Below are 20,581 nucleotides of genomic sequence, written 5' to 3' on the forward strand. Positions count from 1 at the left end.
TCAGTTCCTCCGATCAGAAGTGCGGTCGGACTGATGGTCCGACAGATACGGCGATTGCGTCGTGCCGAGGCCCGGCTTCCAGTCGGGATTGTCGGCGGCGATGATTCGTTCGACGGTCATCACGCGGTCTTCGAGGCGTCGGGCGAGCATCTGCATCTCGTCGAGCAGCCGTTCGTCCTCTTCGGTGATCCGCGGCGCCTGCTTCCACTTGGTGATGTAGTGCAGGATCACCCACGGCAGCCCGATGAAGAGCACGGCGCAGACGAGAACGGGCATCAGGTCATCCATCTCAATCGTCCTTCTTCATGCGCGCCTTGAGCGCGGCGAGCTGGGCGTCGACCTTGTCGTTGCTGCGCAACTCGGCGATTTCCTCCTCGAGCGTCTTGACGACTCCGAGCCCCATCGCATCCGCGCGGCCCTCGGCCTCGTCGACGCGGCGGTCGAGGATGTCGAACCGGCTGAACGCCTCGTGCGTCTTCGGGCCGTTGTACATCTCGCGAAGTCGCGTCCGGTTGTTCGCGCTCTCCAGTCGGGTCTGCACCGCGTTCTGTTTGGTGCGCGCCTCGCGGAGCTTGGTCTGGAGCTTGGCGATGTCCTCTTCCGACGCGCGGAGCGCATCGTCCAGCACGCCGACCTCGGCCTTCAGTTGCTCGGCCATGTCGAACGCCTTCTGGCGCTCGACCAGGGCTGCCTTGGCGAGGTCCTCGCGGTCCTTGCTCAGCGCCAGCTCGGCCTTCTCGGTCCAGTTGTCCTGGAGCTGCTCCAGCTTTGAAATATGGCGGCGCATCTCCTTCTGGTCGGCGATGGTGCGCGCGGCGGAGGCGCGAACCTCGACCAGCGTTTCCTCCATCTCGAGGATGATCATGCGGATCATCTTCGACGGGTCTTCGGCCTTCTCGATGAGATCGGCGAAGTTGGCGGCGACGATGTCGCGGGTGCGGGAAAAGATGCCCATGTAAATCCTACTCCAGGGGTCGGCCCGAGGCTCGTGGCGAGTCCGTCGGGAGTCTTATGCCACGATTGCGGTATGGACCGCGATGGGCGTTGCGTTGGTTGCGATCGCGGGGCCGACTGCGCCGAGGACGCAGGTTGCGCTGACGACGATGGTGCAGAGGGTGGCGGCGACGGTGCGGGCGATGTTGGTGTTGAACATGGTGGGTCCCCTTTAAGGATGGTCGTTTCCGCTATTCGGCGGGTTGCCTGAAGCCTTGCATCTCTCGTGCCAGTTTTGAAAATGGCGGGTTTGCAGGGGTTTGCGCGATTTCGACTGCCGGGGTGGCACCGCAAGCTTGCCAAGAGTTGGGAATTCGCGCCACATCTTCGCCATGGAGCGAACAACCCAGGTCATCGGCGAGTCCGGCACGTTCATGGCGGCGCTCGAACGCGCATCGCGGGCGGCGGCGCTGGACCGTCCGGTGCTGGTGATCGGCGAGCGCGGAACGGGCAAGGAACTGGTCGCCGAACGCCTCCACCGCCTGTCGCCGCGGTGGGATCAGCCGCTGGTGATCATGAATTGCGCGGCGCTGCCCGAGACGCTGATCGAGGCGGAATTGTTCGGGCATGAGGCCGGCGCGTTCACCGGCGCGACCAAGGCGAGGGTAGGGCGGTTCGAGGAGGCCGATGGCGGCACGCTGTTCCTCGACGAACTCGGCACGCTGTCGATGGCGGCGCAGGACCGACTGTTGCGCGCGGTCGAATATGGCGAGATCACGCGGATCGGCTCGTCGCGGCCGATGCGCGTCGACGTGCGGATCGTCGCGGCGACCAACGAGCATCTCCCCGACAAGGTCGACCGCCACGAGTTTCGCGCCGATTTGCTCGACCGCCTGTCGTTCGAGGTGGTGACGTTGCCACCTCTGCGCGCGCGGACCGGGGACGTTGTGGTGTTGGCAGAGCATTTTGGCCGGCGCATGGCGTCCGAGCTGGGGCGTGAACGCTGGGAGGGGTTCGGCCCGGCGGCGATGGATGCGCTGATCGCATACCGCTGGCCCGGCAACGTCCGCGAACTCCGCAACGTCGTCGAGCGCGCTGTGTATCGCTGGGAACAGGCGGGGCCAATCGATGCGATCGAGATCGACCCGTTTCAGTCGCCGCATCGGCCGGGAGCGTCGACCGCGCCGAAGCCGATGGTTGTGGCGCCGCGCGCAGCCGAACCGGATGAAGGCGAGGACCCGGTCGTCGCGTGCGAGGAAGGCCCGTCGGACTTCAAGTCCCGCGTATCCCGCTTCGAGCGCGATCTGCTCTCGCGCGCGCTGTCGGAGCACCGCTTCAACCAACGCGCCACCGCTGAAGCGCTAGGCCTGAGCTACGACCAACTCCGCCATGCGCTGAAACGCCACGACCTCCTAAACGCGGGCGGTTGAGGTAATCCTCCCGCGCAAGGGGGAGGATCGTAGGTGTTCCGTCACCCGCTCTTCCCCACCAGCCCCGCCAGCTTCTTCAACTTCGGCGCCACCATCGGCACCGTCAGCATCGTGCTCGCCAGCGCCATCAGCAGCAGCGCGGTGAAGGTCTCATTCGTAATGATCTTCTTATCCAGCAGGATGTTGACGAAGATGATCATGATCAGCGCCTTGGTCTGGAGCAGCCAGCCGATCGCCGACGCCTCGCCCGGCCGCCACTTCAGGATCCGCCCCGCCGCGTGAACCCCGGCCAGCTTGCCGCCGACCGACGCGACCAGCAGCAACGCCGCCGCACCGAACACCGCATAGCCGCCGACCGCCCATTGCGTCTTCAATCCCGTCGACAGGAAGAACACGGGCATCACCGCGAGCAGCACGAAGTGGCGGAACTGGTCCATCCTGGCGGTCGTGAACCATTTCGAATCGAGCACCGCGCCCGACAGGAACGCGCCGACCATGAAGTGCAGCCCCGCCCAGTCCGCCGCGAACCCGCAGCCGGCAAGCCAGATCAGGCTGACATACCAGCGGTCACTCTCCTGGATACGCGCCATCAACTTGCGCACGAGCAACGTCGCCACGGCGAACCCAACTAGGAAACTACCCTGTCGCCCGACGCGCTCCCAATCGAGCAGGATCAGCGCGAGCACGCCCCAGATCGCGATGTCGTCGAGGCTCGCATACCGCAGGATGCGCTGGCCGATCGGTTGGCGCAGAATTTCGAGCTTTTCGAGGAACAGCACGAGGATCGGCAGCGCGGTGACGGCACAGGCCATGCCGATGCCGAGCACCACCTGCCACGTCGCGCCGTCGGGCCCCCGCCAGCCGGGGTAGCGCAGCATCAGCGCCGCTGCGATGCTGCCGGTGATCAGCGGAACCGCGAGCGCCAGGCCTGCCGTCACGCCGGTCTCGCCCCGCCGCTTCCACGCTTCGCCGATATCGAGTTCGATGCCCGCGACCCACACGAACATCATCACCGCCCACCAGGCGATGCCGTTCAACGAGCCCATCGTCGCGGGTGTGAAGATCGTCGCATAATAGTCGGGATACGCCGCGCCAAGCACGCCCGGTCCGAGCAGGATGCCGCCAAAGATCTGCACAACCACCAGCGGCGCCCAGTAATCGGTCCGCCCAAGCCGCCACACCAGATACGGCACGGTGAAGATGATAAGTATCGCGAGGAGAAAGACCTCCGTCGGCGTCATGGCGTGCATGTGGATCCCCCGCGCCGATCGGTTCCCCCCGCCGGCTTTGTTACGGTAGCGGTATTATGCGGATCGGACGGTAGCGGCAATACGCCGTTGCGACGGGATTGAACCGAACCTTTTGCGCCACTCCGGGGTGCGCCATTCCGGGACACGCAGTGTGCTGGCGGGTGTTGGGCCGATCGATCGCGGGTGATAGTCCTCGAGCCGCATCGTACCGCCCCGGCTGGTAGGCGCATCGTGACCGTGAAAGGACGTCCCATGAAACGATCGTTGCTGGCGCTTGCGCTGTTCTCCGTCCCGGCGCTGGCGCAGACCAATGCGCCGTTCACCGTCAACGGCCAGGGGTTCGCGAGCCTCCAGGACGCGGTGTCGTCGATCCAGCAGGGCACGGCAACGATCCTGATCGCGCCCGGTACCTACCGGCAGTGCGCGGTGCAGGCGGGCGGGCACATCACTTTCAAGGCCGTACAGCCCGGGACCGCCATCTTCGACAGCGTCGCGTGCGAGGGCAAGGCAGCGTTCGTCCTGCGCGGGCTCGGCTCCGCGGTCGATGGCATCGTCTTTCGCGGGTACAGCGTCCGCGACGGCAATGGCGCCGGTATCCGGATCGAGATGGGTAACCTCACGGTGACCAACTCGATGTTCCTTAACAGCCAGGAAGGCATATTGGGCGGCGGGCCGACGACCAAGCGGATCACGGTCGATCGCTCCACCTTCTCCGGGTTGGGCCAATGCGACGTCTCGCCGGGCTGTTCGCACGCGATCTATCTCGCCAATGACGGCAGCGTGACGGTGACCAACTCGCGGTTCGAGCGCGGCACCGGCGGGCATTACGTCAAGCTGCGCAGCCCGACGGTGACGATCACCGACAACAGCTTCGACGATACGGGCGGCCGCAAGACGAACTACATGATCGATCTATCCGACGGCGGCACCGGCCTGATCGCACGCAACACGTTCGTGCAGGGTTCGCACAAGGAGAATCACAGCGGCCTGATCGTCGTGGCGGCAGAGGCCAAGACGTTCGGCTCGACCGGGCTGCGGATCGAAGGGAATGACGCGCGGTTGTCGCCGGGCGATGCGACCAGCCCGGTATTCGTCGCGGACTACAGCCATGACAAGCTGGCGATCGGGGCGAACCGTCTGGGGGCGGGGCTGCGGCCGTTCGAGACGCGCTGAGTTGATCCGCGTCTACCCACTATTCGTCACCCCAGCGAAACCTGCGGTATCCCGGTTGGGATGGGCTCGTGCGGTCATGGGAAGATCCCAGCTTTCGCTGGGATGACGGATTTCGTGGGAAGCAGCGCCCACCCAAAAGATTGTTCTCTCGCGAAGACGGGAGTCCAGCCTGCGCTCCCGCCTTCGCGAGAGAACAGGCTTGTCGGTAAGGCGCGGCGTTCAGTTAGCGCACGTGCTCGCAGCACTGGGATCGAGATCCAAGCACCGCCCGTCCAAACCCGACACCGGCAACCCGATCGTCGCCGCCAAGGTCGGCACGATATCCACCGTCTCCACCGACAAGGGCTGCTCGAACCCGGTCATCCCCTTGCGCCAGAACAGGATCGGCACGCGGCGATCGTAATCCCAAGGCGACCCATGCGTCTCGACATAGCCGCCTGCCGGCGACACAATCGTCGTCACGCGCGGCTTGAGGAGCACCACCATCTGCCCCGACCGCTCCGGATAGAACGATGCCCGTGCCCGCTCGATCAGCGTCCACGTCTCGGGCGGAGACTTCGCCATCGGCGTCGCCATGATCTCGGCGGCGGAGTAGGCGCCCGCGATCTGCGGCATCGCCCGATAGCGACGCAGCGCCTCCGCAAGCACCTTCGCCTGCGTCTTCGCCGGCAGCGTGTCGTCGATATACACGTCGCCTTCGGTCCCCAGCAGCACGCTACCCGGCAGCCCCATGTCCTTCGCGATCGCGGTGCCGACCTGCTTGGCGAGCACGTTCTCGTCCATGTGCGCCTCCATTGGCATTGCGCGCTGTTGCTGGCGTTCGGTCGCGTCATGCGCGCCGTGATCCGCGGTCAGCACGACCTCGTAATCGACGCCGGTCTCGTCCATCACCGCGAAGAAATCGCCCAGCGTCTTGTCGAGCTCGGCCATCTGGATGCACATCTCGGTGCCCTGCGTACCGTAGGTATGCCCGACATAATCGGTCGCCGACGCGCCGATATCGATGATGTCGGTCGGCGGACCCTTGCCGAGCTTCATGTCCTGCACCAGTGCCGCCGCCATCGCGAACACCGCGGCGTCGGAGGCGGGCGATACGCGGAAGCCCTTTGCGTCGCCGGCGTCGCGCTCGAAGCGCCCCTGGCCGTAGGTTTTGCCCGCGATCACGATCGGATGGTTCACGCCTGCGCAATAGCCGGGCAGCGGCAGCGCCGCCTGCGGCTTGGCGATCAGCGCGGCGACCGCGTCGCGGGTGCGCTGCACAGCGGGCGGCACCGCGCGGCCCGCGTAGGAGACATAGGTCTTGCCGTCCCACCACCAAAGCTCGTCGACCTTGTGGCCGCCCATCATCACCGCCGCGCGATCCTTGCCCGCGACCGAGACCGAGCGCGTCCGCGGATCGCGCGCCTTCATCATCTCGCCCAGCGTCGGCACCTTTAGATGCATGTCTGACACGGTGTAGCTGTCGTGCGTGCTGCCGGTGACGCGTTCGTCCTCCGAGCAATAGACGACCTTGTCGGGCCGGCCGGCGCGCTGGTCGATCCAGTTGTTGGCGATGATCCCGGTATGCGCGGGCCGCATGCCGGTCAGGATCGTCGAGTGGCCCGGGCACGTCTCGGTCGCGGCATGGCTCTGATATCCGCTCGGAAACACTGCGCCGTTCAGCAGGCGCGTGAAGCCGCCGGTATAGTGGTTGCGATATTGCTGGAACAGGTCGGCGGCGAACTGGTCGACCGAGATCGCGATGATCAGTTTTGGCGGGGTCGTCGGAGTCGCCGGCGCAGGTGGCGCGGGTGTCGGTGAGGTCTGGGCAGAGACCGAAGCGGCCGAAGTCAGCAGGAGCGCGGCGATAAGTGCTTTCACGAACAGTCCTTTAGCCAGCAACGACCATTAAACGGGGCCGTCGCTTTGAAGTGCAATACGAGATCGTCACCGCTATGGCTTTGTGCGATGAACGAAACAAGGATGGCCATGCGCGGATTACGTTGCGCCGTGATGACGGTCTTGCTGGCCGTGTGTGGGCTGGCAAGCGCGCCCGCGCTTGCGGAATCGCTGAACGGCTCCAGTCAGCATCTGATGATGAAGCTGGTCGCCGAAAGCGATCACCCGAAGGCCGGCGCGCCGCTGACGATCGCGCTCGCGACGACGCCCGAAACGGGCTGGCACGGCTATTGGCGCAACCCGGGCGATGCGGGCTTTCCGGCGACGTTCGACTGGACTTTGCCGACGGGCGCGAAGGCAGGCGAGCCCGAATGGCCGGTGCCGACGACGCTGCTGATCGCGGGCCTGATGAACTATGTCTACGAGGCGCCCTATGCGCCGCTTGTGACGATCCAGGTCCCGGCGGGGCTGGCGGCGGGGTCGAAATTCCCCATCCGCCTGAAGACGAGCTACCTCGTCTGCTCGGCGACGATCTGCGTACCCGAAGAGAAGGCGCTCTCGCTCGACCTCACCATCGGTGACGGCGCGCCATCGCAGGCCGCCGCGTTCGCAGGCTGGCGTCAGGCGATTCCAAAGCCGCTCGATGCCGGCGCGACCTACGCGGCGAGCAACGGGACGATGCGGATCGCGGTGCCGTTCCCGGCGGGCGCGAAGATCGACAAGGCGTATTTCTTCCCGGTCACCACCGGCGCGATCGAGAACGGCGCGGCGCAGACGGTCACGCGCGACGGCGACCGGCTGACGATCAGCACCAAGGTCGCGGCGAACGCCAAGGCTGGCGGACCGATCGAGGGCGTGCTGCGGATCGGCGACGGGCAGGGGCTCGGCGTCAAGGCGACGCCTGGTGCGGTGGCTGAAGCGGCCGGCGGTGACGCGACGAGCGCAAATGGCGAGAGCCTCTGGCTGACGGCGCTGATTGCATTCGCGGGTGCAGTGCTCGGCGGTCTGATCCTCAACATCATGCCGTGCGTCTTCCCGATCCTGAGCCTGAAGGCGCTCAGCCTCGCCCGTGGTGGTGCGAGCGAGAAGGACGCGCGCGGCGAGGCACTGGCCTATACCGCGGGCGTCGTGCTGGTCTGCCTCGGCCTCGGCGGTGCGATCCTGGCGCTGCGCGCAGGCGGGTCCGCGGTCGGCTGGGCGTTCCAGTTGCAGCATCCCGGCGCGATCGTCGCGTTGCTGCTGCTGAGCACCGCGATCGCGTTTAACCTCGCCGGGCTGTTCGAGGTGCCGACGCCGCGCTTTGCCGGTGAGAGTGGCGCAAGCGGTGCGTTCGCGACGGGCGCACTCGCCGCGTTCATCGCGACACCGTGCACAGGGCCGTTCATGGGCGCAGCACTCGGTGCGGCGCTGGTGTTACCATGGCCGGCGGCGCTCGCTGTGTTCGGCGGGCTTGGGATCGGCTTGTCGCTCCCCTTCCTCGCGATCGGATTCATTCCGTCGTGGCGGCGCTGGCTGCCGAAGCCTGGCGCGTGGATGGAGACGTTCCGCCACATCCTGTCGGTGCCGATGTTCCTCACCGCGATCGCACTTGGCTGGGTGCTCGGACGCCAGACCGGCGTGGACACGCTCACGCTCGCACTGGTCGCGGTGCTGGCGGTCGGCGCGGTGCTGTGGATCGGCGGCTCTCGCCAGCGCAAGGGCAAGTCGTTCGGCGTGGTGGCGCAGATCCTGCTGCTCGTCGTGTTCGTGGGCAGCGCGGTGCTGATCTCGCGCGCGCCGCCGGCCGCCGCCAAGACTGCGACCGCGGGCGACGAGGCGTTCACCGAGGTCAAGCTCGCTTCGCTGCGCGCCGAAAAACGCCCGGTGTTCGTCTACTTCACCGCTGACTGGTGCCTGACGTGCAAGGTCAACGAGAAGGCAGCGATCGACACCACCGGCGTCCGCGACGCCTTCGCCGAGCACAACGTCGCCGCGCTGATCGGCGACTGGACCGACGGCGACCCGGTGATGGGCCACTTCATCCAGGCCCACAACCGCGCTGGCGTGCCGCTGTACCTATACTACGCGCCGGGCGCAGCCGAACCCACCGTCCTCCCGCAGGTCCTCACGCCAGGCCTGCTCGAAGGCCTGGGCGCCTAAGATACGATCTTCTTCCCGATGGGGGAGGATCGGGCGAATACCAGTACACAGAAGGACTTGTGCAGCGCAGCGATGCGTTGCAGCATGGAACCGCAACGCTTGATGGGGAATTGACCGTTTCGATGGGGAAACAAGCGTTCGACGAAATCATGGGGACACCGGGCGATACGACCGCCCGGCCCGAACTGGCGGCATTGTGCAAGTGGATCGAGGATACGCCTGACGCCGAACTGCGTCGCCGTCAGGAAGCTGCCGAGACGACGTTCCGGCAGCTCGGCATCACCTTTGCGGTGTACGGCGAGAACGAGGCGGCCGAGCGGATCATTCCGTTCGACATCGTCCCGCGCGTGTTCCTCCACGACGAATGGACGCGGCTCTCCGAGGGCTTGGTCCAGCGCGTCGAGGCGATCAACGCATTCCTCAACGATATCTACGGCGAACGACGCATCTTGAAGGAGGGCATACTCCCCGAGGACCTCGTACTCGGCAACGCGCAGTTCCGGCCTGAGATCGCCGGCATAAGGCCGCCGCACGGCATCTGGGCCCATATCTGCGGCATCGATCTCGTCCGCACCGGCCCCGACGACTTCTTCGTGCTAGAGGACAATGCGCGCACGCCGTCCGGTGTCAGCTACATGCTTGAAAACCGCGAGGCGATGCTTCGCCTCTGCCCCGAACTCTTCCGCGAATTCCGTGTGGCGGCGGTCGACAGCTATCCCGACCGCCTGCTCGAGACGATGAAGTCGGTCGCTCCGCACGGCACCGGCTCCAACCCGACTTGTGTGTTGCTGACCCCCGGCCATTACAACTCCGCCTATTACGAGCACAGCTTTCTGGCGGATTCGATGGGAATCGAGCTCGTCGAGGCCGCCGATCTCGTGGTCGACGACGACGTCGTGTGGATGCGGACGATCGCCGGCCGGGTGAAGGTCGACGTGATCTATCGCCGGATCGACGACGACTATCTCGATCCGCTCGTGTTCCGTCCGGATTCGGCGCTCGGCGTGCCCGGGCTGATCGCAGCCTATGCGGCGGGCAACGTCGCGATCATGAATGCGCCGGGCAACGGCATCGCCGACGACAAGGCAATCTACAGCTACATGCCCGACATCGTGAAATTCTACTCGGGCGGTGAGTGCAAGCTGCGCAACGTCGAAACCTGGCGCTGCCGCGAACCGCAGGCGCTGAAGTACGTCCTCGACAATCTAAAAGATGTCGTCGTCAAGCTGGTCGACGGCTCAGGCGGCTACGGAATGCTCGTCGGCCCGACGGCGTCGAAGCAGGAGATCGAGGATTTCCGCGCCGCGCTGATCGCCGAACCGCATCGCTACATCGCACAGCCCACGCTTGCCCTGTCCACCGTTCCGACGATGGCGGACGGCGGTTTGAGCCCCCGTCACGTCGATTTCCGCCCGTTCGTCTTGACCGGCTCGAAAGGTGTGCAAGTCGTGCCCGGAGGCCTGACGCGCGTTGCGCTCAAGGAGGGATCGCTGGTGGTCAATTCGAGCCAGGGTGGCGGGACCAAGGACAGTTTCGTGCTGATGGCGGATCAATCGCAGCGCATGGCGGCGGGCGTGATGACGCAGACGATGGGCGGCATGTCGCAATCGCTCGGTACGATGCTGCCATCGCCGGGAGCGGACTCCTGATGCTCTCGCGCACCGCATCGTCGCTCTACTGGCTCGGGCGCTATTTCGAGCGCGCCGACTTCATAGCGCGGCTAGTTGAGGCCACCGTCCGCCTCGATGTGCTGTCTTCTCAGCCGGCGGGCGAAGCGGCCTGGGCGTCCGCACTCGCCGTCACCGAAACCGAGGAGCCGTTCGCGACGCTCGGCGCGGGCATGACGCAGACCGAGGTGGTCCGCTTCCTGACGCTCGATTCGAGCCATCCCGGCTCGATCGTCCGCTGCGTCGACATGGCGCGCAACAACGCCAAGGCAGTGCGCACCGCGCTGACCCGCGAGGCCTGGACCGCGATCAATCGCGCATGGCTGCTGTTCGAGAACCGGACGACGCCGCGCAGCACGACCGACCAGATGAACCTGGTCGAGGCGGTCAAGAACGAGACACGCGGCTTCGAGGGCGCAGTCCACCGCATGCTGCGCAACCAGACGACGTGGTTCATCCGGCTCGGCCAGGCGGTCGAGCGCGCGGACAACACCGCGCGTCTGCTCGACGTCAAATACCATATCCTGTTGCCTGAGGGCGAGCGCCTGGGCGGCGCGATCGATCGCGACCAGTGGACGACGATCCTCCAGACCGTGTCCGCGGTCACCGCCTATCGCTGGCTGTATAATGACGGTTTGCGGCCTGCGGACGTCATCGACCTGTTGCTGGCGCGCGCGGAACTCCCGCGAAGCCTCGCCGCGTCAGTCGAAGAGACGGTCGACGTGCTGAACCTGCTGGCGAAACGCACGGGCAATCACGGGGAGGCGGACAGGATGGCACGGATGCGCGCGAGCCGGATGGGCAAGACCCGATCCGGCGAAGTGATCTCGTCGGGGCTGCATCAGTATCTTCAAGCCTTCATCGCGGAGAACGCGCTGCTGCACGGCGCGATCGGTCGCCAGTTCAAGTTCCTTTGATGCGATTGTCGATCGATCACCACACGATCTACCGCTTCAGCCAGCCGCAGGGTCGGCTCGTCCAGATGCTCCGGCTGACGCCCGAGAACACGCATGACCAGACCGTGGCGTCGTGGCGGATCGACGTCGATTGCGACGCCAGGCTGCGGCCGGGCAGGGACGGCTTCGGCAACGCGGTGACGATGCTGTACGCCGAGGGGCCGGTCGACGGGATCGAGATCACCGTGACGGGCGAGGTGCTGACCAGCCATTCGGACGGCGTATTGCACGGCGTCCACGAGACTTTGCCGCCTGCCGTCTATCTGCGCTCGACCGAGGCTACGGCGCCGGATGCGACGATCGCCGAATTCGCTGCCGATGCGGCGGTCGGCGCGCGCGACCGGATCGGGGCGCTGCACCGGTTGAACCGCGCGTTGCACAAGCAGTTCGTCTTCGATGCCGGTCGTCCGGAACCGGGTCGGACCGCCGCAGCGGCATTTCGCCAGGACAGCGCGACGCCGCGCGACATGGCGCAGATGTTCGCGGTCGCGGCACGCTCGCTCGGCGCGCCCGCACGGTATGTGTCGGGCTATCATCACAACGATCACGAGGTCGTGCATCTGCCCACGCCGCATGGCTGGGCGGAGGCGTTCGTCGACGGGCTGGGCTGGGTCGGCTTCGATCCGTGCACGGGGATGTCGCCCGAGGAGCATTACGTCCGCGTCGCGATGGCGCTCGATGCGGCGGGATCGGCGCCAGTGGCGGGCTCGCGACTGGGCGAGGGTGGCGAGGAACTCGACGTCGACGTGGTGGTCCAACGCGAGGACTGAGGTTGCTTTATCGCCAGGGCGGGGACCCAGACTTGGCCCCCGCCTTCGCGAGAAAACAAGAAGGGGTTACGCCAGCGCCGCGACCCGTGCTGGCGGCGTTACAAGATCCGCATCCTCCAGCCGTCGCCACCCCGCCGGCCCCAGCACTTCCAGTGGCCGGTACCGCGTCTTGTACTCCATCCGCGGCGAGCCCTTCACCCAATATCCGAGATACACGTACGGCAGCCCGGCATCGCGGGCGCGCAGGATGTGGTCCATGATGATAAAGTTGCCGAGCCCCGGTCGCGCCGTATCGTCGGCCGCGAAGAAGCTGTAGACCATCGAAAGGCCGTCCGCCTGGCGATCGGTCAGGCAGGCACCGATCAGCGCGCCCTGAACGCCGTCGACCGACGGCTCGCGGTACTCGACGATCACCGAATTGACCGGCGAATGCTCGATCATGTCGGCATAGTCGTCTTCGTCCATCCCGGCCATCCCGCCACCGGGATGGCGCGTGCCGAGGTAACGGCGGAGCAACTGAAACTGTTCGTCGGTCGCCCATGCCTTGCACGCGGTAATCTCGATATCGCCGAGCCGCTTCAGCAGTTTGCGCTGCGTAGCGTTGGGCATGAACTCATCGGTCACCACGCGGACCGAGACGCACGCCGTACACCCCGAACAGGACGGCCGATACGCCACGCCCTGGCTACGACGAAACCCGATCCGGCCGAGCGCATCGTTCAACTCGTTCGCATGCGGACCGGTCAGTTCGGTGAACACCTTTCGCTCCTGACGATCCGGCAGATACGGGCACGGCGCAGGGCTGGTGACGAAGAAGCGCGGGAAACGGAAAGGCGCGGTCACCGAGCGAAAAGTCCTTCAGGCAGGCGCGATCAGCCGCGTCGCCCCGTATATGGCCGCCCTGCGGCAACGTGCAATCGGTTTACCACGAATGGCCGTTAACGCGGTAAATCACCGTATCAGAATGGGATTATGCCAGCTCGACGGTCGACGTCTCGTACCCGCCAGCCCGCAATGCCCCCACCAGCCGATCGAGATGCGCGCGGTCGCGAAGCTCGCATTCGATGTCGGTGATGAGCCCCTTCGCCGGCAATGTCGTGAATACGCGCTGGTGATAGATCTCGATGATGTTGACGCGTTCCTGGTCGAAGATCCGCGCGACATGGAACAGCGCACCCGGCTTATCCTGCAACCGGATGCGCAACCGCGCGAGCCGTCCCGACCGCGCCAGATCGCGCAACAGCACGTTGGCGAGCAGCCGCGTATCGATATTGCCACCGCACAGCACGATGCCGACGGTCTTCCCCGCGAACCGCTCAGGATGCGACAGCAGCGCGGCAAGCCCGGCAGCGCCAGCCCCCTCGACCACGGTCTTCTCGATCTGGAGCAGCAGGCTGACGGACTCTTCCAGGCTGCGCTCGCTGACGAGGACGATGTCATCGACCAGTTCGGCGACGATCTTCGAGGTGATCGCCCCCGGCTCCTTGACCGCGATACCCTCCGCCAGCGTATCGCCGGCGCACGCCATGTCGGTGCCGTTGATCCGGTTATACATCGACGGGAACAGCTCGGCCTGCACGCCGACCACCTCGATCGGATGACCGCCCGGCGCTTCGCTCAAGGCGCGCGCGACCGTCGACATGCCCGAGATGAGACCGCCGCCGCCGATCGGGATGACCAAAGTATCGAGCTGCGGCACGTCTTCCAGCATCTCGATCGCGACGGTGCCTTGCCCTGCAATGACGCGCGGATCGTCGAACGGGTGGACGAAGGTGAAGCCGCACTCGCCCTCGAGGATACGCGCATGCGCATAGGCCGCGTCGAACATCTCGCCGTGCAGCACGACGTTGGCGCCGTGGCCTTCGGTCTGCATGACCTTCACGGTCGGCGTGTTGGTCGGCATCACGATCGTCGTCGGGATGCCGAGCCGGTTGGCGTGATAGGCGAGCCCTTGCGCATGATTGCCCGCCGACGCGGCGATGACGCCCTTGGCGCGCGCCTCCGCCGACAGCTGCAACAGCGTGTTGAGCGCACCGCGCTCCTTGTACGCCGCGGTGAACTGCAAGTTCTCGAATTTCAGATACACCGTCGCGCCGGTCATCTTGCTCAGCGTCTTGCTGATCAGCGTCGGGGTGCGGACGATCGAGTCGCGGATCCGGTCATGCGCGACGCGGACGTCGTCGATCGAGACGGGGAGGGTGGGTGCCGCTACGGCAGCGTGGGTAGCCATGCCCGACCCGCTAGACCATCTGGCGCGCATGGGAAACACCGCTTATGCGCGGACGCTATGGCAAAACTGGCATTCATCGGAACCGGCGTCATGGGCGCGCCGATGGCGGGGCACCTCGCCGCGGCAGGGCACGACGTCACCGTCTACAATCGGACTCAGGCCAAGGCGTTGGCATGGGCCGATAAATATGGCGGCAAGGTTGCCGACACGCCCGCGGCGGCGGTGAAGGATGCCGAGGCGGTGTTCGCCTGTGTCGGCAACGACGACGATCTGGCCGGTGTCACTTTAGGCGAGGACGGCGCGTTCGCCGCGATGCGCGACGACGCGGTGTTCGTCGATCACACGACGGTTTCGGCCTCGATCGCGCGACGCCTCGCGGGCGAGCGCACGCTGGTAGTCGACGCACCGGTATCGGGCGGACAAGCTGGCGCGGAGAACGGCAAGCTCTCGATCATGTGCGGCGGTTCGGCCGAGGCGATGGCGAAGGCCGAACCCTTCATGCAGGCCTATGCCGCGCGGATCGTCCATGTCGGCGAAGCAGGCGCAGGGCAGACCACCAAGATGTGCAACCAGATCGCGATCGCCGGCGTCATCCAAGGCGTCGCCGAATCGCTGCGGTTCGCGCAAAACTCCGGCCTCGATCTCGACAAGGTGTTTGAGGCGATCTCGGGCGGCGCGGCGCAGAGCTGGCAGATGGTCAATCGCTGGCCGACGATGGCGAAGGACGAGTTCGACTTCGGTTTCGCGGTCGACTGGATGCGCAAGGACCTAGGCCTCGCGCTCGACGAAGCACGACGCAACGGCGCGGTGCTGCCGGTCGCGGCGCTGGTCGATCAATTCTACGCCGATGTTCAGGCGATGGGCGGCGCCCGCCAGGACACGAGCGCGCTGGTACGGAGATTGCCGAAGTGAAGCGTTACCTGATCTCCGCAGCCGTCTTCACGCTGCTCTCAACTCCCGCGTTTGCCGACGGGATCGTCGACAACGTCAACGGTGTGACCATTGCTGACGGCGGACGCGTGATCCACTTCAAGGCGATTCTGATCGACAAGGATGGTCGCGTCACGCGTCTAGTCCCCCCCGGCGAGGAAGCGCCGAAGCTGAGCCGCAAGGAATTGAAGAAGAACGCCGGCAAGCCGCTGTACGACTGGCGCGTCGACATGGGTGGCAAGACGGTGTTGCCGGGCTTCATTGACGCGCACGGCCATGTCCTCGAGATGGGCTTCGGCGCGCTGTCGCTCGACCTGTCGATGACCAAGTCGCTCGACGAGGCGAAGTCGCGGATCGCCGCCTACATTGCCGGCAATCCCGATCGCAAATGGGTCCTGGGCCGCGGCTGGAACCAGGAAGCGTGGGGGCTGGGTCGCTTCCCGACCGCCGCCGACCTGGAGTCCGTTTCCGGCGGCCACCCGATCTGGCTGTCGCGCGCCGACGGGCACGCCGGCTGGGCGAACCACGAGGCGATGCGCGAGGCCGGGGTTACCGGCTCGACCGTATCGCCGGCGGGCGGGCGGATCGAGAAGACCGGCGGCGCCCCCGCGGGCGTATTCGTCGACGGCGCGCAAGGATTGATCGAGAAGGTCGTACCGCAACCGCTGCCCAAGGAGCGCGATGCGGCGTTCTTGACCGCCCAGCGCATCCTGCTCGGCTACGGCGTCACCGCGGTCGCCGACATGGGCACGACGCTCGACGACTGGCTCACCTATCGCCGGATGGCGGACATCGGCGGGCTTCGCGTCCGCATCATGAGCTATGCGATGGGCGTCGAGACTGCGAGCCGGATCGGCGGCAAGGGGCCGACGCCATGGCTGTACAACGATCGCCTGCGGATGGGCGGCGTGAAGCTCTATGCCGACGGCGCGCTCGGGTCGCGCGGCGCGTGGCTGCTGAAGCCCTATGCCGACGCGCCGGGCCAGTCGGGGCTCGGCTTCCTCACCGACGATCAGCTTCAGAACCAGATGAGCCGCGCGGCGATGGATGGGTTCCAGGTCGCGGTGCACGCGATCGGCGACAGGGCCAACCAGATGGTACTCGACGCGATCCAGGTCGAGAGCGAGACCTATACCGGCGATCGTCGCTGGCGGATCGAGCATGCGCAAATCGTCGACCCGACCGACCTGCCGCGCTTCGGCAAGTTCGGCACCATCGCCTCTATGCAGCCCACCCACGAAACCAGCGACCGGACGATGGCCGAGGCACGGCTAGGACCGAACCGGTTGGCCGGTGCCTATGCGTGGAAATCGATGCTGACCAATGGCGCGAAGCTCGCCTTCGGGACCGACTTTCCGGTCGAGAAGCCCGATCCGTTTGCGACCTGGGCGGCAGCGTTCACGCGGCAGGACGCCGACGGGCAACCACAAGGTGGCTGGCAGCCGCAGGAACTCGTCACGCGCGAACAGGCGTGGTGGGCGATGACTGGCGCTGCCGCCTATGCCGGGTTCGCCGAGAAGCAGTTCGGTGCGCTCGCGCTCGGCCAACGTGCGGACTTCATCGTCGTCGATCGTGACCCGACGATAGCCTCGCCGACCGACCTGCGCGCGACCAAAGTCAGCGAGACGTGGATCGGCGGCGAGAAGGTCTGGGTGCGCAAGTAACCGCGAGGGTTACTGGCGCATCCGGATCAGCCCTTCCTGCGCGACGCTGGCGACCAGCCGGCCGTCGCGCGAGAAGATCCGGCCGCGGTTGAACCCGCGCGCGTGGCCGGACCACGGCGCGTCGCAGGCATATAGCAGCCAGTCGTCCGCGCGGAAGTCCTCGTGCAGCCACAGCGAATGGTCGAGGCTCGCGGTCTGCAGCCCCGGCGTGATCCAGTTGACGCCGTGCGGCAGCAGCGCGGTACCGAGCAACGCCATGTCGGACGCATAGGACAGGATCGCGCGGTGCATCGCCGGGTCGTCACCGATCGGCGCGACCAAGCGGAACCAGTTGGCATGGGCTGCGGGTTGCGGAACCGGCTCGATCCAGCTGCGCGGGTTGACGGGACGGATCTCGATCGGGCGCTGACGCAGCATGTGCGCGCGGAACTTCTCGGGGATGCCGTCGATGCTCTCCAGCCGCAGTTCGCGATCAGAGCGCAGGTCTTCGGGCGGCGCGACATCGGGCATCACGTCCTGATGATGAAGTCCGTCCTCGGGCGTCTGGAACGACGCCGCCATGTTGAGGATCGGCTGCCCCTTCTGCATCGCGATCACGCGCCGGGTAGCGAAACTCCGCCCCTCGAAGTCACGGACGACGCGGAAGACGATCGGATAGTCCTCGTTCCCCGGCCGCATGAAATACGCGTGCAGCGAATGCGCGGCCTTGGTCGCCTCGGTCGATCGTTGCGCGGCCTGCAACGCCTGCGCGATAACCTGCCCGCCGAACACGCGACCGACCCCGCCCGGCTGGCGCTTGCCGACGTAGAGATCGGTGTCGACCTCCTCGATCTCGAGCAGGTCGACCAAGCCCTGTGCGAGTGCTTCAGGGGTTACGTCGGCAGTTTCAGCAGGCATCTAACTTCCTTGTTCACCCGCGAAGGCGGGTGCCCAGACTGGGGCCCCGCCTTCGCGGGGGTGCACTCTACGGTCAATACCCCGCCGCTACCGCCAACCTATCAGCATGGAAGTTCGCATCCCCGAACATCTCCGCCAGCACCCGCGCGCGCTTCATGTAGAAGCCGATGTCGTATTCGTCGGTCATGCCGATCCCGCCATGCATCTGTACGCCTTCCTGCACGCTGAGCGTGGTCGCGAGCGCGGTCATCGCCTTGGCCACCGACACCGCCTCGTCCGCGCGGTCGCTGCCCTGGTCGAGCAGTTGCTGCGCCTTCAACACGGCAGCCCGCGCCACCTCCTTCTCCGAATACAGATGCGCAGCGCGGTGCTGGAGCGCCTGGAAGCTGCCGATCAGCGTCCCGAACTGCTTGCGCTCCTTCATATAGCCGATCGTCATGTCCATCGCGCCACCGCCGACGCCGAGCAGTTCCGCCGACGCGCCGGTCCGCCCCGCGCGCAGAAGGCGATCGAGCGGCGTACGCCCCGCGTCGACCTCGCCGATCACCGCATCCGCATCGACCTCGACGCCATCGAACTCAAGCCGCGCGGCAAGGCTCGAGTCCGCCAGACGTTCGGCGTTCGCGGTCAGCCCGGCGGCATCCTTCGGCACCGCGAACAACGTGATCCCATCCTTGTCGTCGGCACTACCGCCGGTCCGCGCGGCGACGATGATCAGGTCGGCGGTGTGGCCATGCGTGACGAACCGCTTGGCGCCGGTCAGCTTGAAACCGTTACCCGAGCGTTCCGCAGTCATCGACACAGTGTCGCGGTGCTTCGCGCCCTCATCGATCGCCAGCGCCGCGACAGTCTCGCCGGCGATGATACCGGGGAACCAGCGCTCGGCCTGCCCCGTGCCCTTCAAAGCCTCGACCGCCGCCACCGCGGTGGACAAGAACGGCGAAGGCGACAAATTGCGCCCGATCTCCTCCAGCACCACGCCAGCCTCGACATGGCCCAGCCCGAGCCCGCCCAGGTCTTCACCGATCAGGATGCCGGTAAAGCCCATCTCCGCGAACTGCTTCCACAGGTCGCGCGAGAAGCCGGTCTTGTCGTCGGCATCGCGCAACGCCCGCATGTGGCTGACCGGCGCGTGCTCGGCGACGAAATCGCGAATGGTGTCCTGAAGGACGGTCTGGTCGTCGTCTAGATACAGTGGCATGTCTTCGTCCTTCTGCTCCCTCTCCCCGTCGGGGAGAGGGTCGGGGTGAGGGGCTGTTGGGTCGGATCGCCCGAGCCCCCTCTCTCCCGCCTTCGCTTCGCTGCGGCACCCTCTCCCCGAAAAGGCGAGGGAATTACGCAGGCAATTCCAAAATCCGCTTGGCGATGATGTTGAGCTGGATCTCGCTCGTCCCGCCCTCGATCGAGTTCGCCTTGGTCCGCAGCCACGACCGCGGGATCGCACCGCCACGCGACCGATCGCTGTCCCATTCGAGCGCATCCGAGCCGCCCGCCGCCATCATCAATTCGTATCGGCCCTTGTTCAGCTCGGTCCCGTAATATTTCATCATACTCGGCTGCGCCGGGTGCGCCTTGCCCGCCTTGAGCTCGTCGATGAACCGCTCGGACATCGCCCCGAACGCCTTCGCGCGCACCTCGAACAGTGCGATCGACGCGCGCAGCAGCGGATCGGCAAGCCGCCCGTCATGCCCAAGCCCGACGGTCGCGATCGCTCCGTCGATCAGCGGATTGCCGCCGCTCGACGCAAGCCCCATCCCCGAGATCATCTCGCGCTCATGCCCGAGCAGATATTTCGCGACGTCCCAGCCCTTGTTCTCCTCGTAGACGCGGTTGACCTTGGGCACCTCGACATTGTCGAAGAACGTCTCGCAGAACGGCGAATTGCCGCTGATCAGCAGGATCGGCTTGGTCGAGACGCCCGGCGACGCCATGTCGAACAGCACGAAGCTGATCCCGCCCTGCTTCGAGGTCTTGTCGGTGCGAACGAGGCAGAAAATCCAGTCGGCCTTGTCGGCGTAGGAGGTCCACACCTTCTGCCCGTTGACGAGATAATGGTCGCCCTTGTCCTCCGCCGAGGTCGCGAGCCCGGCAAGGTCGGACCCCGCATTCGGCTCCGAATACCCCTGACACCAGCGGATCTCGCCGCGCGCGATCTTGGTCAGGTGATCGAGCTTCTGCTCCTCGGTACCGTATTTGAGCAACGCCGGCCCGAGCATCGAAATGCCAAACGAATTCAACGGGTTGCGCGCCTTTATTGCCGCCATCTCTTCGCGCAGAATCTTGGTCTCCGCGGGTGATAATCCGCCCCCACCATACGCCTTAGGCCAGTCGGGGACGGTCCAGCCCTTCGCGGCCATCTTGTCGAGCCACTCCTTCTGCGCGGGGCTCGAAGGCTTGAACTGTCGCCCGCCCCAGCAGACGTCGTCCTCCGAGCGCACCGGCTTGCGCATCTCGGGCGGGCAATTTTCCGCGAGCCACGCGCGGGTTTGGTCACGGAAGGTGTCGAGGTTGGTCATGAGCGCATCCTGTCCTCTGTTCTCTGTCATCATCTCGTCCGCTGCTCCCTGGTCTCCCGTCACCCCAGCGAAAGCTGGGGTATCCCCCTTGGCGGTCGCTGCGACCCTAAGGGGAGATCCCAGCTTTCGCTGGGATGGCGGGGTTTGG

At 66.0% G+C, this 20,581-nt stretch carries 18 protein-coding genes; 8 read left to right on the forward strand and 10 right to left on the reverse strand.

Features of this window, described 5'->3' with window-relative positions:
- The 3 genes from pspB to C8J45_RS19085 are packed head-to-tail and all read right to left on the reverse strand — an operon-like array spanning position 1 to position 1,153.
- Positions 1-288, reverse strand: coding sequence for an envelope stress response membrane protein PspB (pspB, locus tag C8J45_RS04400; protein ID WP_056058227.1), 288 nt, complete (start codon positions 286-288; stop codon positions 1-3).
- A gap of 1 nt (position 289) precedes the next feature.
- Positions 290-955: a phage shock protein PspA gene (pspA, locus tag C8J45_RS04405; protein ID WP_055878009.1), complete on the reverse strand. Its 666-nt coding sequence runs from the start codon at positions 953-955 to the stop codon at positions 290-292.
- 54 nt (positions 956-1,009) lie between these two features.
- Positions 1,010-1,153: a hypothetical protein gene (locus C8J45_RS19085; RefSeq protein ID WP_181321087.1), complete on the reverse strand. Its 144-nt coding sequence runs from the start codon at positions 1,151-1,153 to the stop codon at positions 1,010-1,012.
- Between the two features lie 172 nt (positions 1,154-1,325).
- Here C8J45_RS19085 and pspF point away from each other — a divergent pair, with 172 nt between their 5' ends.
- Positions 1,326-2,363, forward strand: a complete 1,038-nt coding sequence (pspF, locus tag C8J45_RS04410) for a phage shock protein operon transcriptional activator (RefSeq protein ID WP_107961990.1) — start codon at positions 1,326-1,328, stop codon at positions 2,361-2,363.
- Positions 2,364-2,404: 41 nt separating this feature from the next.
- On the opposite strand, the gene C8J45_RS04415 is transcribed toward pspF, so the two are convergent.
- Positions 2,405-3,613 carry a cation:proton antiporter gene (locus tag C8J45_RS04415; protein WP_107961991.1) on the reverse strand — a complete coding sequence of 403 codons (1,209 nt, stop codon included), beginning with the start codon at positions 3,611-3,613 and terminating at the stop codon, positions 2,405-2,407.
- A gap of 252 nt (positions 3,614-3,865) precedes the next feature.
- On the opposite strand from C8J45_RS04415, the gene C8J45_RS04420 reads away from it, so the two are divergent.
- A complete protein-coding gene (locus C8J45_RS04420) occupies positions 3,866-4,786 on the forward strand; it encodes a right-handed parallel beta-helix repeat-containing protein (protein ID WP_107961992.1) in 921 nt (306 codons plus the stop codon).
- 219 nt (positions 4,787-5,005) lie between these two features.
- Here C8J45_RS04420 and C8J45_RS04425 read toward each other — a convergent pair whose 3' ends face one another.
- A complete protein-coding gene (locus tag C8J45_RS04425; RefSeq protein WP_107962261.1) occupies positions 5,006-6,646 on the reverse strand; it encodes an alkaline phosphatase family protein in 1,641 nt (546 codons plus the stop codon).
- A gap of 108 nt (positions 6,647-6,754) precedes the next feature.
- Between C8J45_RS04425 and C8J45_RS04430 the strand changes: the two genes are divergently transcribed.
- From C8J45_RS04430 to C8J45_RS04445, 4 genes are all read left to right on the forward strand, one after another.
- Positions 6,755-8,803, forward strand: coding sequence for a protein-disulfide reductase DsbD (locus tag C8J45_RS04430; RefSeq protein ID WP_181321088.1), 2,049 nt, complete (start codon positions 6,755-6,757; stop codon positions 8,801-8,803).
- A 122-nt stretch (positions 8,804-8,925) separates the two neighbouring features.
- Positions 8,926-10,452: a circularly permuted type 2 ATP-grasp protein gene (locus C8J45_RS04435; protein WP_107962262.1), complete on the forward strand. Its 1,527-nt coding sequence runs from the start codon at positions 8,926-8,928 to the stop codon at positions 10,450-10,452.
- Positions 10,452-11,387, forward strand: coding sequence for an alpha-E domain-containing protein (locus C8J45_RS04440; protein ID WP_107961994.1), 936 nt, complete (start codon positions 10,452-10,454; stop codon positions 11,385-11,387). Before C8J45_RS04435 ends, C8J45_RS04440 begins: the two co-directional genes overlap by 1 nt.
- Positions 11,387-12,196, forward strand: a complete 810-nt coding sequence (locus tag C8J45_RS04445; RefSeq protein WP_107961995.1) for a transglutaminase family protein — start codon at positions 11,387-11,389, stop codon at positions 12,194-12,196. Before C8J45_RS04440 ends, C8J45_RS04445 begins: the two co-directional genes overlap by 1 nt.
- A gap of 66 nt (positions 12,197-12,262) precedes the next feature.
- On the opposite strand, the gene C8J45_RS04450 is transcribed toward C8J45_RS04445, so the two are convergent.
- Complete coding sequence (locus C8J45_RS04450; RefSeq protein WP_107961996.1) at positions 12,263-13,039, reverse strand: arginyltransferase; 777 nt, start codon at positions 13,037-13,039, stop codon at positions 12,263-12,265.
- Positions 13,040-13,166: 127 nt separating this feature from the next.
- Positions 13,167-14,426 carry a threonine ammonia-lyase gene (locus tag C8J45_RS04455; protein ID WP_107961997.1) on the reverse strand — a complete coding sequence of 420 codons (1,260 nt, stop codon included), beginning with the start codon at positions 14,424-14,426 and terminating at the stop codon, positions 13,167-13,169.
- Positions 14,427-14,483: 57 nt separating this feature from the next.
- On the opposite strand from C8J45_RS04455, the gene C8J45_RS04460 reads away from it, so the two are divergent.
- Both C8J45_RS04460 and C8J45_RS04465 read left to right on the forward strand, forming a co-directional pair.
- Positions 14,484-15,338: an NAD(P)-dependent oxidoreductase gene (locus C8J45_RS04460; protein WP_107961998.1), complete on the forward strand. Its 855-nt coding sequence runs from the start codon at positions 14,484-14,486 to the stop codon at positions 15,336-15,338.
- Complete coding sequence (locus C8J45_RS04465) at positions 15,335-17,020, forward strand: amidohydrolase (protein ID WP_258191279.1); 1,686 nt, start codon at positions 15,335-15,337, stop codon at positions 17,018-17,020. Before C8J45_RS04460 ends, C8J45_RS04465 begins: the two co-directional genes overlap by 4 nt.
- Before the next feature lie 9 nt (positions 17,021-17,029).
- Here the strand turns inward: C8J45_RS04465 and C8J45_RS04470 are convergent, their stop codons facing one another.
- The 3 genes from C8J45_RS04470 to C8J45_RS04480 all read right to left on the reverse strand — a co-directional run bounded on the left by C8J45_RS04470 (position 17,030) and on the right by C8J45_RS04480 (position 20,433).
- Positions 17,030-17,917: an acyl-CoA thioesterase II gene (locus C8J45_RS04470; protein ID WP_107962000.1), complete on the reverse strand. Its 888-nt coding sequence runs from the start codon at positions 17,915-17,917 to the stop codon at positions 17,030-17,032.
- Between the two features lie 73 nt (positions 17,918-17,990).
- Positions 17,991-19,118: an acyl-CoA dehydrogenase family protein gene (locus tag C8J45_RS04475; RefSeq protein ID WP_107962001.1), complete on the reverse strand. Its 1,128-nt coding sequence runs from the start codon at positions 19,116-19,118 to the stop codon at positions 17,991-17,993.
- A 133-nt stretch (positions 19,119-19,251) separates the two neighbouring features.
- Positions 19,252-20,433: an acyl-CoA dehydrogenase family protein gene (locus C8J45_RS04480; RefSeq protein ID WP_181321089.1), complete on the reverse strand. Its 1,182-nt coding sequence runs from the start codon at positions 20,431-20,433 to the stop codon at positions 19,252-19,254.
- Between the last annotated feature and the right edge of the window lie 148 nt (positions 20,434-20,581).

It is taken from the genome of Sphingomonas sp. PP-CE-3G-477 (genome assembly GCF_003050745.1).
GTDB lineage: Bacteria > Pseudomonadota > Alphaproteobacteria > Sphingomonadales > Sphingomonadaceae > Sphingomonas.